General features: G+C 62.2%; 11 protein-coding genes. 7 read left to right on the top strand and 4 right to left on the bottom strand.

The features are described 5' to 3' along the window. Positions 1-32: 32 nt before the first annotated feature. Complete coding sequence (locus tag SB753_RS21230) at positions 33-1,010, bottom strand: LysR family transcriptional regulator (protein WP_020067367.1); 978 nt, start codon at positions 1,008-1,010, stop codon at positions 33-35. 148 nt (positions 1,011-1,158) lie between these two features. On the opposite strand from SB753_RS21230, the gene SB753_RS21225 reads away from it, so the two are divergent. From SB753_RS21225 to SB753_RS21205, 5 genes are all read left to right on the top strand, one after another. Then, a complete protein-coding gene (locus tag SB753_RS21225) occupies positions 1,159-2,607 on the top strand; it encodes an aldehyde dehydrogenase family protein (RefSeq protein ID WP_410801678.1) in 1,449 nt (482 codons plus the stop codon). 136 nt (positions 2,608-2,743) lie between these two features. Continuing rightward, positions 2,744-3,748: an arabinose ABC transporter substrate-binding protein gene (locus SB753_RS21220; protein WP_020067365.1), complete on the top strand. Its 1,005-nt coding sequence runs from the start codon at positions 2,744-2,746 to the stop codon at positions 3,746-3,748. Between the two features lie 92 nt (positions 3,749-3,840). After that, positions 3,841-5,403: an L-arabinose ABC transporter ATP-binding protein AraG gene (araG, locus tag SB753_RS21215; RefSeq protein WP_410801676.1), complete on the top strand. Its 1,563-nt coding sequence runs from the start codon at positions 3,841-3,843 to the stop codon at positions 5,401-5,403. A 119-nt stretch (positions 5,404-5,522) separates the two neighbouring features. Continuing rightward, positions 5,523-6,527 (top strand): L-arabinose ABC transporter permease AraH, encoded by a 1,005-nt coding sequence (araH, locus tag SB753_RS21210; protein WP_020067363.1) that lies wholly within the window; start codon positions 5,523-5,525, stop codon positions 6,525-6,527. Between the two features lie 50 nt (positions 6,528-6,577). Next, positions 6,578-8,311, top strand: a complete 1,734-nt coding sequence (locus SB753_RS21205) for an IlvD/Edd family dehydratase (protein ID WP_020067362.1) — start codon at positions 6,578-6,580, stop codon at positions 8,309-8,311. 273 nt (positions 8,312-8,584) lie between these two features. Here SB753_RS21205 and sap1 read toward each other — a convergent pair whose 3' ends face one another. Then, a complete protein-coding gene (sap1, locus tag SB753_RS21200) occupies positions 8,585-8,923 on the bottom strand; it encodes a surface attachment protein Sap1 (protein WP_020067361.1) in 339 nt (112 codons plus the stop codon). Positions 8,924-9,426: 503 nt separating this feature from the next. On the opposite strand from sap1, the gene SB753_RS21195 reads away from it, so the two are divergent. Next, entirely contained in the window at positions 9,427-9,606 is a 180-nt protein-coding gene (locus SB753_RS21195; RefSeq protein ID WP_088176051.1) for a hypothetical protein, read from the top strand. A gap of 74 nt (positions 9,607-9,680) precedes the next feature. Here the strand turns inward: SB753_RS21195 and SB753_RS21190 are convergent, their stop codons facing one another. After that, a complete protein-coding gene (locus tag SB753_RS21190) occupies positions 9,681-10,106 on the bottom strand; it encodes an HIT family protein (RefSeq protein ID WP_087752386.1) in 426 nt (141 codons plus the stop codon). A gap of 138 nt (positions 10,107-10,244) precedes the next feature. Further along, positions 10,245-10,772 carry an Lrp/AsnC family transcriptional regulator gene (locus tag SB753_RS21185; protein ID WP_087752385.1) on the bottom strand — a complete coding sequence of 176 codons (528 nt, stop codon included), beginning with the start codon at positions 10,770-10,772 and terminating at the stop codon, positions 10,245-10,247. A 150-nt stretch (positions 10,773-10,922) separates the two neighbouring features. Here SB753_RS21185 and mdeB point away from each other — a divergent pair, with 150 nt between their 5' ends. Further along, entirely contained in the window at positions 10,923-13,658 is a 2,736-nt protein-coding gene (mdeB, locus tag SB753_RS21180) for an alpha-ketoglutarate dehydrogenase (RefSeq protein WP_410801673.1), read from the top strand. Positions 13,659-13,770: the final 112 nt, after the last annotated feature.

Raw genomic sequence — 13,770 nt, 5'->3', positions numbered from 1 at the left:
CCACCGGCCACCACATAGACGGGAAGAAGCATTTAACGAGCCAAGGCCTGCTCTGCGGGAGCGCCATAAACCTCGCCGGCCGCCTCGCGCAACGCGTCGAGCACCACTGAGGCCGCGGGAGAAAGCAGGTGCGACTGGCGCGTGATGATACCGAATGTATCCATCCTGCACGGTAAATCGATCGGCAAGCGCTTCAACACGCCGTACTGTTGGTACTGACGCGCCACTTCGTCGGGCAAAACCGCCAACATGTCGCTCTGGAGCAGCAAACTGGAAATCGCGAGGAAGTTGTTGGTGTTCACCACGTTCTGCGGCGGATTCAGGCCGATCTGCGAAAACATCAGGTCAAAGCGATGCCGCAAAACACTGCCCGGCGGATGCAATACCCAACTCGCGTTGACAATGCCGCGCAGCGTCAGGCCCGCTTCGTTTTCCAGAGGATGGCCTGGCCGCGCGACCACGCACAGCGGTTCGTCGGCGAGCGGTTCGTAGCGAACTTCGGTTTTGAACTGGTTCTGGCGCTCGAGCACGCGGCCGATCATGATGTCGAGTTCACCTTCGGCAAGCCGCGGCAGCATCACATCTGACGTTTCGACTTCCGCCCAGATCTGCAACTGCGGATAACGCTCCTTCACACTCGCGATGGCACGCGGCACCATGGTTGCAGCCGCCGCTGCGATCACGCCGATGCGCACCTGCCCGGCGAGTCCCGCGCGCAGCGCCGAGATTTCGTCGTGCGCGTGGCTGAGATTGGACAGCACCATGCGCGCATGACGGATCATGACCTCGCCGTACAGCGTTGCATGCATGCCGTGCGGCGTTCGGTCGAAGAGGCTCACGCCCAGCATGTCTTCGAGTTCTTTCAGCAGGCGGGAAGCCGCCGGCTGCGTCATGCCGAGCACGTCGGCGGCGCGCCGCACGTTGCCCTCTTCTTCCATTGCGGCGAGCAGCAGCAACTGCCGCGTCTTGAGTCGCGCACGGACGAACCAGTTCGAGTAGCTACGCGTCATCGCCTGTCTCCAAAGCATTTTTTCGAATCGCCCCAATCATGCCATACCGAAATTGTTATCGGTGTAGCCCAAAAAGGGATTGGAAAGTTATTGCGCGCACTCATACCATTCGTGGACTTTAAGCTTCTCATGTGGCGCCTTTCCGTCGATGAACCGCGATCCGCTCGTCCCGCTCGTTGCCAGCCCGCTGCGCCATTACATCAATGGCGGATGGGAGACGGGTGCGACCACGGGTGTCTCGCTCAATCCGTCGGATCTGGACGAACCCGTCGGCGAATATGTCCGTGCCGACGTCCGGCAAACCGATAGCGCGATCGAAGCGGCAAGCGCGGCCTTCCGCGAATGGGCGCTCAGTTCGGCGCAGCGTCGCGCCGACGCGCTCGACGCAATCGGCAGCGAAATGCTGGTGCGCCGCGACGAACTCGGCCGACTGCTCGCGCGCGAAGTCGGCAAGACATTGCCCGAGGCGCTGGCCGAGGCGACGCGCGCAGGTCAGACGTTCAAGCTGTTCGCCGCCGATGCACAGCGCGCGTATGCCGAACCGCTTGCGTCGGCGCGCGCGGGCGTCGAAATCGACATGACGCGCGAACCGCTCGGCGTGGTCGGCATCATCGCGCCGTGGAGCGCGCCGCTCGCAATCGCCGCAGCGAAGATCGGCGCGGCGCTGGCGCACGGCAATTGCGTGGTCTACAAGCCGGCTGAATCCACACCGGCTTGCGCGGCGGCGCTCGCGTCGATCGTGAGCCGCGCCGGTTTGCCCGCGGGTGTCTTCAATCTCGTGATGGGCAGCGGCCGGCAGGTCGGCGCGCGAATCGTCGCTCATCCGCTCGTTGCGGCGATCAGCTTCAGCGGTTCGGCGGAAACCGGCACGCGCGTGTTGCAAGCTGCTGCCGCGCGCCAGGCGCGCGTGCAACTGGAAATGGGCGGCAAGAATCCCTTTGTCGTGCTGGCCGACGCCGATCTCGACAGCGCGGTCGATGCCGCATTGACCGGCGCGTACGGCTCGACCGGCCAGCGCAGCACAGCGGCGGCGCGGTTGATCGTCGAACGTTCGATGTTCGAGCCGTTCGTCGACGCATTGCAGACGAAGCTCGCCAGGCTCAACGTGGACCACGCGCTCAAGCACGGCGCGGACATGGGCCCGGTAGCGAACGCCGCGCAACTCGAACGCGATCTCGACTACGTGGAAATCGGCAAGCAGGAAGGCGCGCAATTGCTGCACGGCGGCCGTCAACTGGAACGCGCGACACGCGGCTACTTTTTCGAGCCCGCGCTGTTCGTCGGCGAGCCGGAACATCGCATTGCGCGCGAGGAAATCTTCGGTCCGCTCGCGGTCGTGCTCCGCGCCGACGACTACGATCACGCGCTGCATCTCGCGAACGACACCGCTTACGGTCTATGCGCCGGCATCTGTACGCGCTCGCTCAGCCGCGCGCGGCATTTCCGCCGTCACGTGCATAGCGGTCTCGTCACGATCAACCTGCCGACCTCGGCCGTGGAGCATCACGCGCCTGGTGGCGGGCGCAAGGCGTCCGCGTACGGCTCGACCGACGCAGCATTCTGGACGGCCGTGAAAACGGCGTACGTCGCGAGCTGATCGTGAAGACCTTTTTGCGCGCGGCCGCCCGCCTCGATTCCATAGCCAAGTTTTTACGCCCCGGCTAGCGCCGCCGCGTATCGCCTCGCTGCACATAAACGAAATCAATGCAGCTTTTCAACCTCAGGAGACAGAAATGACCAGCAAGCTTCGCCGTTTGACGCTAACCGCGATCGCCGCCGCCGCAATCGCCGCGCCGTTCGCCGCCCAACTTTCCGCGCACGCGGACCAGCCGCTCAAAGTAGGCTTCCTCGTGAAGATGCCGGAGCAGGCGTGGTTTATCAACGAACAGAAAGCCGCGACCGCGCTCGGTCAGAAGGACGGCTTTTCGGTGGTGAACATCGGCACGCCGGACGGCGAGAAAGTGCTGTCCGCGATCGACAATCTCGGCGCCCAGGGCGCGAAGGGCTTCGTGATCTGCGCGCCTGACGTGCGTCTCGGACCGGCCATTCAGGCGCGCGCCAAGCGCTACAACATGAAGTTCGTCACCGTCGACGATCAACTGGTCGATTCCAGCGGCAAGCCGCTCGCGAATGTGCCGCACCTCGGCATGTCCGCGTTCAAGATCGGCAATCAGGTCGGCCAGGCAATCAGCGACGAAATGAAGCGCCGCGGCTGGAAGCCCGAGGAAGTCGGCGCACTGCGCATCACGAACTACGAACTGCCGACCGCGAAATTGCGTACCGACGGCGCGACGGAAACGCTGCTCGCCGGCGGCTTCAAGAAGGAAAACATTTTCGACGCCCCGCAAAAGACGACCGACGACGAAGGCGGCTTCAACGCGTCGTCGCCGGTGTTGGCCAAGCATCCGAACATCAAGAAGTGGGTGATCTTTGCGCTCAACGAGGAAAGCGTGCTGGGCGGCGTGCGTGCTACCGAGCAGCTGCATATTCCGGCAGCGGACGTGATCGGTGTCGGCATCAACGGTGCAGGCGAGGCTTTCGCCGAGTTCCAGAAGAAAGAGCCGACGGGCTTCTACGGCACGATCGCCGTCAGCTCGACGATGCACGGCAAGGAGAGCACCGAGAACCTCGTGGAATGGATCAAGGACGGCAAGCAGCCGCCCGCCGATACGCAGACCACCGGCAAGTTGATGGTGCGCGGCAACTGGCAGGACGTGCGTAAAGAACTCGGCATTTAAGCCGCGTTCGACTTCGCACGCGGCGGGCCGCGCCTCGCATTTGCCTGACGCGAGAGCGGCCCGCACAGCTTGTCCACCATTGAGGTTTTTTGATGACGTCCTCACACACTGCGACATCCCTTAGCGGTGCCGACGCGCCGCTACAGACGCCCTCGCCTGTGCCCGCTTCGACCGAGCCGTATCTGCAACTCGACGGCATCACCGTGCGCTTTCCCGGCGTGCTCGCGCTCGACCAGGTGTCGCTCGAAGTGCGTCGCGGCGAAGTGCACGGCCTCATGGGTGAAAACGGCGCCGGCAAATCGACGCTGCTCAAGGTCTTGTCCGGCGTGAACCAGCCGGCGGCGGGCACGTTGTCGCTCGATGGCGTGGAGCAGCAGTTCACCACGACGAAGGCGGCAATTGCGGCGGGTGTCGCGATCATCTATCAGGAACTGCACCTCGTGCCGGAATTGACGGTGGCCGAAAACCTGATGCTCGGCGCGCTGCCCAACCGCTTCGGTGTGCTGGACGAAAAGGCGCTCGTCGCGCGCGCGGTGCGCGAACTCGAACGCCTCGGCGAAAAAATCGATCCGTCGCAGCAGGTGAAAAATCTGTCGATCGGTCAGCGTCAGATGATCGAAATCGGCAAGGCGCTGATGCGCGATGCGCGCGTGATCGCATTCGACGAACCGACGAGTTCGTTGTCGTCGCGCGAGACCACGCAACTGTTCCGGATCATTCGCGCGTTGCGTGCCGAAGGCCGCGCGATCATCTACGTCACGCATCGGATGGATGAAGTCTACGAACTGTGCGATCGCGTCACCGTGTTTCGCGACGGCCGTCGCATCGACACGTTTGACGCAGGCGCAGGCCTCGACCGTGACCGTCTGATCAGCTGCATGGTGGGCCGTTCGATCGCCGACGTGTATGGCTATCGCATGCGCGATGTCGGCGACGTGCAACTCGACGTCAAGGGATTGATGGGACCCGGCCTGCGCGAACCCGCCACATTCTCCGCACGCAAAGGCGAAATCGTCGGCTTCTTCGGACTCGTCGGGGCCGGGCGCTCCGAACTGATGAAGCTCATCTACGGCGCGGTCAAACCCACGGCCGGCGACATCACGCTCAAAGGTAAGCAGGTGCGCTTCGCCACGCCGCGCGACGCAGTGCGCGCGGGCGTCGCGCTGTGTCCCGAAGATCGCAAGCAGGAAGGCATCGTTTCGATCGCTTCGGTTTCGGACAACCTCAACATCAGTTGCCGCCGGCACTTCAGCCGCTTCAACGTGCTCAACGGACGCAAGGAAGCGCAGACCGCGAAAGAGTTCATCGGCAAGCTCGCGATCAAGACGCGCAACGGCGAGACGCCGATAGGTACGCTCTCGGGCGGCAATCAGCAGAAGGTGATTCTGTCGCGCTGGCTCGCGGAAGACATCGACGTGTTCCTGATGGACGAACCCACGCGCGGCATCGATGTCGGCGCGCGCAGCGAAATTTACGGTCTGCTGTATGGGCTCGCGGACGCGGGACGTACGGTGATCGTGGTGTCGAGCGATCTTGCCGAAGTAATCGGCGTGACCGACCGCGTGATCGTCATGAAGGAAGGCCGCCTGGTCGGCGATCTGCCGAAAGCACAGGCGACACCCGATGCGCTCATCAAGCTCGCGCTGCCTCGCTAGAACACATGCTGGCCTCAGGTGCCAGACAAATGAAGGCCCCTGAAGAAGGCACCTGAACCGAACGCAACTGAATCGCGCCGTCGAACCGAACCACGCGGCATTGAAACGGAACACACATCATGCACACACCATCGACCGACCCCTCCACGCCAGCCGTCGCTTCCGCGGGCCTGAGCGCGCGCGCCGCGCGGACCTGGGATCTGATCAACAAGTCCGGCATCGTGATGGTCTTCATCATCCTGTTTGCGGTGCTGTCGTTCACCGTGCCCGACTTCCTGAGTTCACGAAACATTCAGGGCCTGCTGCTTTCCGTCACGCTGATCGGTTCGATCTCCGTGACCATGATGTTCGTGCTCGCGCTCGGCGAGGTCGATCTGTCGGTCGCGTCGATCGTGGCGTTTGCGGGGGTCGTGGCATCCACGTTGATCACCGTGACGCATAGCGTATTGCTCGGCGTTGCCGCGGGCGTGCTTGCCGGCGGCGCGGTCGGGCTCGTGAACGGCGTGCTGGTCGCGCGCTACAAGATCAATTCGCTGATCGTCACGCTCGCGATGATGGAAGTCGTGCGAGGCCTCGCCTTCATCACGTCGAGCGGCGACGCGGTGATGATTTCGGAAGAACGCTTCTTCGATCTGGGCGGCGGCTCCTTCCTCGGCATTTCGTATCCGATCTGGAGCAACATCATCGGCTTCGTGGTGTTCGGTTTTCTGCTGAAGAAAACCGTGTTCGGCAAGAACGTGCTGGCGGTCGGCGGCAACAGCGAGGCGGCCCTGCTCGCGGGTCTGCCCGTCACGCGTATCAAGATCACCGTGTTCGTGCTGCAAGGGCTCGTCACCGGCTTTGCGGGCGTGATGCTTGCGTCGCGTATGAGTCTCGGCGATCCGAAGACGTCGGTCGGTCTCGAACTCGGCGTGATCTCCGCGTGCGTGCTCGGCGGCGTGTCGCTGACGGGCGGCGTCGCGACGATTTCCGGCGTGCTGGTGGGCGTGCTGATCATGGGTTCCGTGCAGGACGCAATGAGCCTGATGAACGTGCCGACTTTTTATCAATACCTGATTCGCGGCGGGATCCTGCTGCTCGCGGTGCTGTTCGACCAGTTCCGCCGCAGCAAGCGCGTGCACTAAGCGTGCAATGACGCGCGCCCTGCCCTACATGTTTGCCAACAGGAGATTTCATGGCTGATTCCAACCAGACTAAAAAGCCGCTGCGCAGCCAGGCGTGGTTTGGCCTCAAGGACCGCGACGGGTTTCTGCATCGCTCGTGGATGAAAAACCAGGGCATTCCGCACGACGAATTCGACGGACGTCCGGTAATCGGCATCTGCAATACATGGTCGGAACTGACGCCCTGCAACGCGCATTTTCGCGAGCTCGCGGAATACGTGAAAAAAGGCGTGCATGAAGCGGGCGGTTTGCCGCTGGAGTTTCCGGTGATGTCGCTCGGCGAGACCAATTTGCGACCGACGGCCATGCTGTTCCGCAACCTCGCTTCGATGGACGTCGAGGAATCGATTCGCGGCAATCCGATGGACGGCGTGATTCTGCTCGTCGGCTGCGACAAGACTACGCCTGCGCTGCTGATGGGCGCGGCGTCGTGCAACCTGCCCGCGCTCGCAGTGTCGGGTGGACCCATGCTGAACGGCCGGTTCCGCGGCAAGCATATCGGCTCGGGCACAGGCGTGTGGCAGATGTCCGAGGAAGTGCGCGCCGGTTCGATGACGCAGGAAGAATTCACCGAGGCGGAGTCGTGCATGAACCGCTCGCGCGGCCACTGCATGACGATGGGCACGGCGTCGACGATGGCTTCCATGGTCGAATCGCTCGGCATGGGCTTGCCGCACAACGCCGCCATTCCCGCAGTCGACGCACGACGCCAGGTGCTCGCGCATCTGGCCGGGCGGCGCATCGTCGACATGGTTCGCGAAGATCTGACGATGGACAAGATTCTCACGCGCCAGGCCTTCGAAAACGCGATCCGCACGAATGCGGCGATTGGCGGCTCGACCAACGCCGTCGTGCATCTGATCGCGCTCGCGAAGCGCATTGGCGTAGAGCTTTCGCTGGAAGACTGGGAGCTTGGCTCCAACGTGCCGTGTCTCGTGAATCTGCAACCGTCAGGCGAATACCTGATGGAAGACTTCTACTACGCGGGCGGTTTGCCGGCGGTGCTCAAGCAACTGGGCGAGCAAGGGCTGCTGCATCGCGAGGCGCTGACCGTGAACGGCAAGACGATCTGGGACAACGTGCGCAACGCGCCCAACCATGACGAGAAAGTCATCACGACGTTCGCCGAGCCGTTCAAGCCGAAGGCGGGCATCGCGGTCCTCAAGGGCAACCTGGCGCCGAACGGCGCCGTGATCAAGCCGTCGGCGGCCACTGCGGAACTGCTGAAGCACCGAGGCCGCGCGGTCGTGTTCGAAAACATCGAAGAGCTGCACGCGAAGATCGACGACGAGTCGCTCGACATCGACGAAAACTGCATCATGGTGCTCAAAGGCGCAGGGCCGAAGGGTTATCCGGGCTTCGCCGAAGTGGGCAATATGCCGTTGCCGAAAAAGGTGCTGCAAAAAGGCATTACCGACATGGTGCGTATTTCCGACGGACGCATGAGCGGCACAGCGTACGGCGCGGTGGTGTTGCACGTGTCGCCCGAAGCAGCCGCGGGCGGTCCGCTGGCTTTCGTGCAGACCGGCGACATGATCGAGCTGGATGTCGAAGCGCGACGCCTGCATCTCGACGTAAGCGACGACGAACTCGCGCGCCGGCGAGCCGCGTGGCAGGCGCCCGAGTCGCCGAAGCGCGGTTACTACAAGCTCTACGTCGAGCACGTGCTGCAGGCGGATCAGGGCGCGGATCTCGACTTCCTGGTGGGCTCCAGCGGCGCGCCGGTACCGCGCGACTCGCACTGAGCGGCGCGAGTCGTTTGAAGAGTTAAACGGTTGTTCCTGCGCTTTGCGAGAAGGCGTGCTGCCGATGCGGTTCCACATAACCGCATCGGCTTTTTTACGGGCATCGCACGTACACGTCGCACAAACAAAAATCGGCCGGACATTAAAAAATGTCCAACCGATTTTTTTAAGCACAAGACTCACAGTCTCCGGCGTTTAAAGCCAGAGAATTCACTGGAGCGCATGTCGTTCCGGCAACTCGCCGAAAGTCTGCGCACTCAGTGTTCTATAAGATCATTGCTTGATGAATCGATCGTTCGCCCAGAGGCCTTGCGTGTCGCTATTGCTGGCATTCACGAACTCGAAGTCGTGACCGACGACACGCACGACGCGGAAGCTCGAATTCTCCGGCGTCGAAACGCATTGATACCCGGAGAAGAACTCCTGCATTTTCTGCTGTTCACCGGCTTGCGCGTGCTCATTGACGGCGTCGAGCTTGTCTTTCGACAAACAGCCGTACGAGTTGGCTTTGAACTGAATGGTTTGCTGCGGCTTGATCATGACGTCTTGCGCCTGAACACTTGCGGCAGCCAGACTTGCAACGGCGAAAACCAGGGCGAGTCGAGTTTTCATATGTTCCTCCGGGTGCGGGCCGAATGCTCAGGTTAGCTATGTATTTAACTCCATCGTCTAGCCCGCACCTTGCACTTTAGGAGAACGTGCAGGAACCACAAGCACATCTTGTGTGCGGTCGCAACAGTGGCAGATTGTCGCACCGTGCGCGTTATATGAAGGATGGTTCGGCGACGCATCAAAGACACCAAATTAAGCGGGATAACTAAGCGACTCCATCCGCGCACGGCTTTAACCAGTAATGCTTTGCGGGCCGTATTAGCGTTAACGCGATATTCGATTTAAGCGATTTATTAGTAACGGCAAGGGCGCTTGGTGCATTGCACACAAAGTCATTTCGCCCACCTGTTAAAGCGGCGGATATAACGGTGTAAATGCAGAAGATAAACGATGCCAGGCATCGTTCAGCGTTATGCGCCGCACCTGGACGGCAACTGGCCGACATTGCAGGTACGTGCGGTGCTCTACAATAAAAACCATGCAACGTGAGAACGGAGGCCGCCGTGCTCGAGAACCTCATATTGGGCGTTTTTCTCGTCCTGCCGCTGCTGATCGTCGCGTTTCTTTTCTCCGACGAATTGTGGCAGGAACACCGGCATCTGCACGACACGCGCCCCATGCAAGCGAGACCGCGTCGCGTCGACTGGCGTCATCCGCTGCGCCGCTCGCGGCATCGGCTGTAACGCGGCGCCCGTGCGCTGCGGTGAGCGCACTCTACGAGCGCGCCGCATGTCACCGAAGACTGAAGACTCGCAGCTCAGTCCGCTCGCCAATGCGCGCGAATGCGTTTGGCCAGCGCTTCGAGTGTGTCTGCGTCCGCGACGTCGCGCGCGTGCATGCGTAAAGGCTGACCTTCCCAGCGCGGAATCACGTGAAAGTGCACATGCGGCACCGTCTGTCCGGCAGCCGCGCCATTGAACTGGCCGATGAACACGCCGTCCGGGCGCAACGCCGCGCGCACGGCGATGGCAAGCTTTTGCGTCATGCGCATACATGCCACGGTCGCCGCGTCCGACAGGTCGAAGATCTCCGCAGCCGCTTCCTTCGGCACGACGAGCAAATGGCCGTCGGCTTGCGGCATCAGGTCCATGAAGGCGAGCGCGGCATCGGTTTCCGCGACCTTGATGCACGGTAGCTCGCCGCGCAGAATCTTCGCGAAGGGATTGCTGTCGTCGTAGTTCATCGCTTTTTCTCCTGATTTTTGTTGCACGCTTGTCGCGGGTAAGGTTTGACGCACGCCGTCGTGCCTATTGTCGGCCGCCACTATTACAGCAGCGCACCGCCTTGGTCGAAGCGAAATGAAGCGAGGCGCGGTGACGCGTCAGCGCCAGTCGGTCGCCACGTCGTCCGGGTCGGTCAGCGTCAATCCAGACGACGGCAGTGGCAGCGCCGTCTTATACCGCACTTGCTTGAGTGCAAAGCTGGAGCGGATGTTGGAAATGCCCGGAATCTTCGTCAAATGATCGACGATGAAGCGTTCCAATGTCTGCATATCGGGCATCACCACGCGCAGCAGGTAGTCGGCATCGCCCGTCATCAAATAGCACTCCATCACTTCCGGTCGCTCGGAAATGGCCTGCTCGAAACGCAGCAGCGCGTCCTCCACCTGTTTTTCCAGACTTACCTGAATGAACACGTTGATGCGTAGCCCGAGCGGCTCGGGGTTCAGCAGCGTGACCTGCTGCTTGAAGAGACCGAGCTTTTCGAGCGCGCGCACGCGGTTGAAGCACGGCGTGGGCGAGAGATTCACCGAGCGCGCCAGGTCGGCGTTAGTGATGCGCGCGTTTTGCTGCAACTGGCTCAGGATGCCGATGTCGATCCGATCGAGCCGTCTGGGTGGCGTGGTCATAGATGAAATATTCCGTGAGCAAGGCGAAATCCGGAATAAATAGCCTATCGCAGCCTGCGATGGCAAGCAAATGAGACGCTCATTTTGCAGGCTCGTAAGTACCATTGACTCACTCGATTTTGAACCGGCGTGTCGATGCGGAGTGGTGCTATGACGGATTTGTCCAGCGGTAGTGAGCAGGTACGGAGCCTCGGCGTTCAGCGCACGGAGGCGGCGGACGCCGATCCGCAGGAAACAGCGGAGTGGCTCGAGGCGCTCGACGCTGTCGTGGAACACGTGGGCCGCGAGCGCGCGCAGTTTCTGTTCGACCGGCTGGCGAGTCACGCGGTGTCGCTCGGCGTCGAATCGGCGCGTACCAACGTCACGCCATATCGCAACACGATCGCGCCCGAAGATCAGCCGCGCTATCCGGGCAATCTCGAACTCGAGGAGCGGCTTGCCGCGGCGCTGCGCTGGAACGCGCTTGCGATGGTGGTGCGCGCGAACAAGGCGTACGGCGAACTCGGCGGCCACATCGCGAGCTATGCATCGGCGGCCGATCTGTTCGAAGTCGGCTTCAACCATTTCTTTCGCGCGTCGATGCCGGGGGCGGGCGAGGGCACGGGCGATCTCGTGTATTTCCAGCCGCATTCGTCGCCGGGCGTGTATGCGCGCGCGTATCTGGAAGGTTTTCTCTCCGAGGACAATCTGCGGCATTACCGTCGCGAGATCGGCGGGCCGGGGCTCTGTTCGTATCCGCATCCTTGGCTGATGCCGGACTTCTGGCAGTTTCCCACCGGCTCGATGGGCATTGGGCCGATCAACGCGATTTATCAAGCGCGCTTCATGCGCTACCTCGCGAATCGCGGCCTCGCGCTCACTGAAGGCCGCAAGGTGTGGGGCTTTTTCGGCGACGGCGAAATGGACGAGCCGGAGTCGACCGGCGCATTGTCGCTGGCCGCGCGTGAAGGGCTCGACAATCTGGTGTTCGTCATCAACTGCAACCTGCAGCGCCTGGATGGTCCGGTGCGTAGCAATGGCCGGATCATCGACGAACTGGAGGCGCATTTTGTCGGCGCCGGCTGGAACGTGATCAAGGTGATCTGGGGCTCGGACTGGGACGCGCTGTTCTCGCGCGACCACAGCGGCGCTTTGCTGCGCGCGTTCGCGAATACGGTCGACGGCCAGTTCCAGACTTTTTCGGCGAACGACGGCGCGTACAACCGCGAGCGCTTCTTCGGCCAGAACCCCGAATTGGCCGCGCTCGCCGCACAACTGAGCGACGAGGAGATCGACCGCTTGCGGCGCGGCGGTCACGACGTGCGCAAGCTGCATGCGGCTTACGCAAAAGCGCTCGCGCATCGCGGCCAGCCGACCGTGATCCTCGCAAAGACGATGAAAGGCTTTGGCATGGGCACCGCTGGCCAGGGCCGCATGACCACGCACCAGCAGAAAAAGCTCGATTTCGACGACCTCAAGGCGTTTCGCGACCGGTTCCGTTTGCCGCTCACGGACGCGGACGTCGAACAGGTGAAGTTTTACAAACCCGCGGAAGACAGTCCGGAAATGCAATACCTGCATGCTCGCCGGGCCGCTCTCGGAGGCTATCTGCCCAGAAGGCGGAGAGTTGCGTCGGAGGGGCTGATCGTCCCGCCGATGTCCTCCTGGAGCCAGTTCGCGCTTGATTGCAACGGCCGCGAAATGTCTACGACGATGGCGCTCGTTCGGATGCTGACCGCGCTGCTGAAGGACGCGGGTCTCGGCCCACGCGTCGTACCGATTGTCGCTGACGAGGCGCGCACCTTCGGCATGGCGAACATGTTCCGCCAGGTCGGTATCTACTCGCCGTTGGGTCAGCTTTACGAGCCGGAAGACCTCGGCTCGATGCTGTATTACCGCGAGGACACGCAAGGGCAGATTCTGGAGGAGGGCATTTCGGAAGCGGGCGCGGTGTCGTCGTGGATCGCAGCAGCGACGTCGTACAGCGTGCACGACCTGCCGATGCTGCCGTTCTACATCTACTACTCGATGTTCGGTTTTCAGCGGATCGGCGATCTCATCTGGGCAGCCGCTGACCAGCGCGCACGCGGGTTCCTGATCGGTGCGACTTCGGGCAAGACGACGCTCGGCGGCGAGGGCTTGCAGCATCAGGACGGCACGAGCCATCTGGCGGCATCGACCGTTCCGAACTGCCGCGCGTACGATCCCGCATTCGCTTACGAAGTTGCGGTAATCGTCGACGAAGGGATGCGGGAGATGGTCGAGCGTCAGCGCGACGTGTTCTATTACGTCACGGTGATGAACGAGAACTACGCGCAGCCTTGTGCACCGGACGGCGATGTGGCTGCCATCCGCGAAGGTATTCTGAAGGGCATTTATCCGCTTGCCGCCGGTGCGGAGAAGGGCGCGCCGGCGCAAATTCAATTGCTCGGCGCCGGAGCTATTCTTGGCGAGGTCATCGCCGCGCAACGCATGCTGAAGGACGACTGGCAGATCGACGCCGCGGTGTGGAGCGTGACCAGCTTCAGCGAATTGCAGCGCGACGGCATGGCGGCGGAGCGGCTTGCGCGTTACGGCGATGCGTCGTCGGCCGTGCCTTACGTCGCGCGAGTGCTGGGCGAGTCGGCGGGGCCGATCGTCGCGGCAACGGATTATGTCCGAGCCGTGCCCGAGCTGATTCGCGCATACGTGCCGCGCCGCTACGTGACGCTCGGCACGGACGGTTTCGGCCGCAGCGATACACGTGAGGCTTTGCGCGAATTTTTCGAGGTGGATCGCAAGGCGATCGTCATGGCCGCGCTCAAAGCGCTAAAGGACGAAGGCGTGCTTGAGGGGCATGTTCTGAGCGATGCGCGTCAGCGGTATTACGACGATGCGCCGGTGCAAGCGGCGTCGTGGGAACGTTGATCCGACCGGCTGATAGTGGTGGTTACACAGGTAATGTGTCGTTACCACTTGCAGCATCTATTTCTGCGCGCGTAGCCGACAATTCGTTCCATGCCTGAACGGCGGGAGCGAA

The sequence above is a fragment of the Paraburkholderia sp. SIMBA_053 genome (assembly GCF_046534895.1).
Taxonomy (GTDB): domain Bacteria; phylum Pseudomonadota; class Gammaproteobacteria; order Burkholderiales; family Burkholderiaceae; genus Paraburkholderia; species Paraburkholderia caledonica.
The sequence above is the reverse complement of the archived record's forward strand: the minus strand, read 5'-3'. Positions and strand labels throughout refer to the sequence as shown.

Coding starts and splice junctions, on each gene's coding strand:
- araH (WP_020067363.1), top strand. CDS start 5,523: ATGCACACACCATCGACCGACCCCTCCACGCCAGCCGTCGCTTCCGCG.
- mdeB (WP_410801673.1), top strand. CDS start 10,923: ATGACGGATTTGTCCAGCGGTAGTGAGCAGGTACGGAGCCTCGGCGTT.
- SB753_RS21220 (WP_020067365.1), top strand. CDS start 2,744: ATGACCAGCAAGCTTCGCCGTTTGACGCTAACCGCGATCGCCGCCGCC.
- SB753_RS21190 (WP_087752386.1), bottom strand. CDS start 10,106: ATGAACTACGACGACAGCAATCCCTTCGCGAAGATTCTGCGCGGCGAG.
- sap1 (WP_020067361.1), bottom strand. CDS start 8,923: ATGAAAACTCGACTCGCCCTGGTTTTCGCCGTTGCAAGTCTGGCTGCC.
- SB753_RS21225 (WP_410801678.1), top strand. CDS start 1,159: ATGAACCGCGATCCGCTCGTCCCGCTCGTTGCCAGCCCGCTGCGCCAT.
- araG (WP_410801676.1), top strand. CDS start 3,841: ATGACGTCCTCACACACTGCGACATCCCTTAGCGGTGCCGACGCGCCG.
- SB753_RS21185 (WP_087752385.1), bottom strand. CDS start 10,772: ATGACCACGCCACCCAGACGGCTCGATCGGATCGACATCGGCATCCTG.
- SB753_RS21205 (WP_020067362.1), top strand. CDS start 6,578: ATGGCTGATTCCAACCAGACTAAAAAGCCGCTGCGCAGCCAGGCGTGG.
- SB753_RS21230 (WP_020067367.1), bottom strand. CDS start 1,010: ATGACGCGTAGCTACTCGAACTGGTTCGTCCGTGCGCGACTCAAGACG.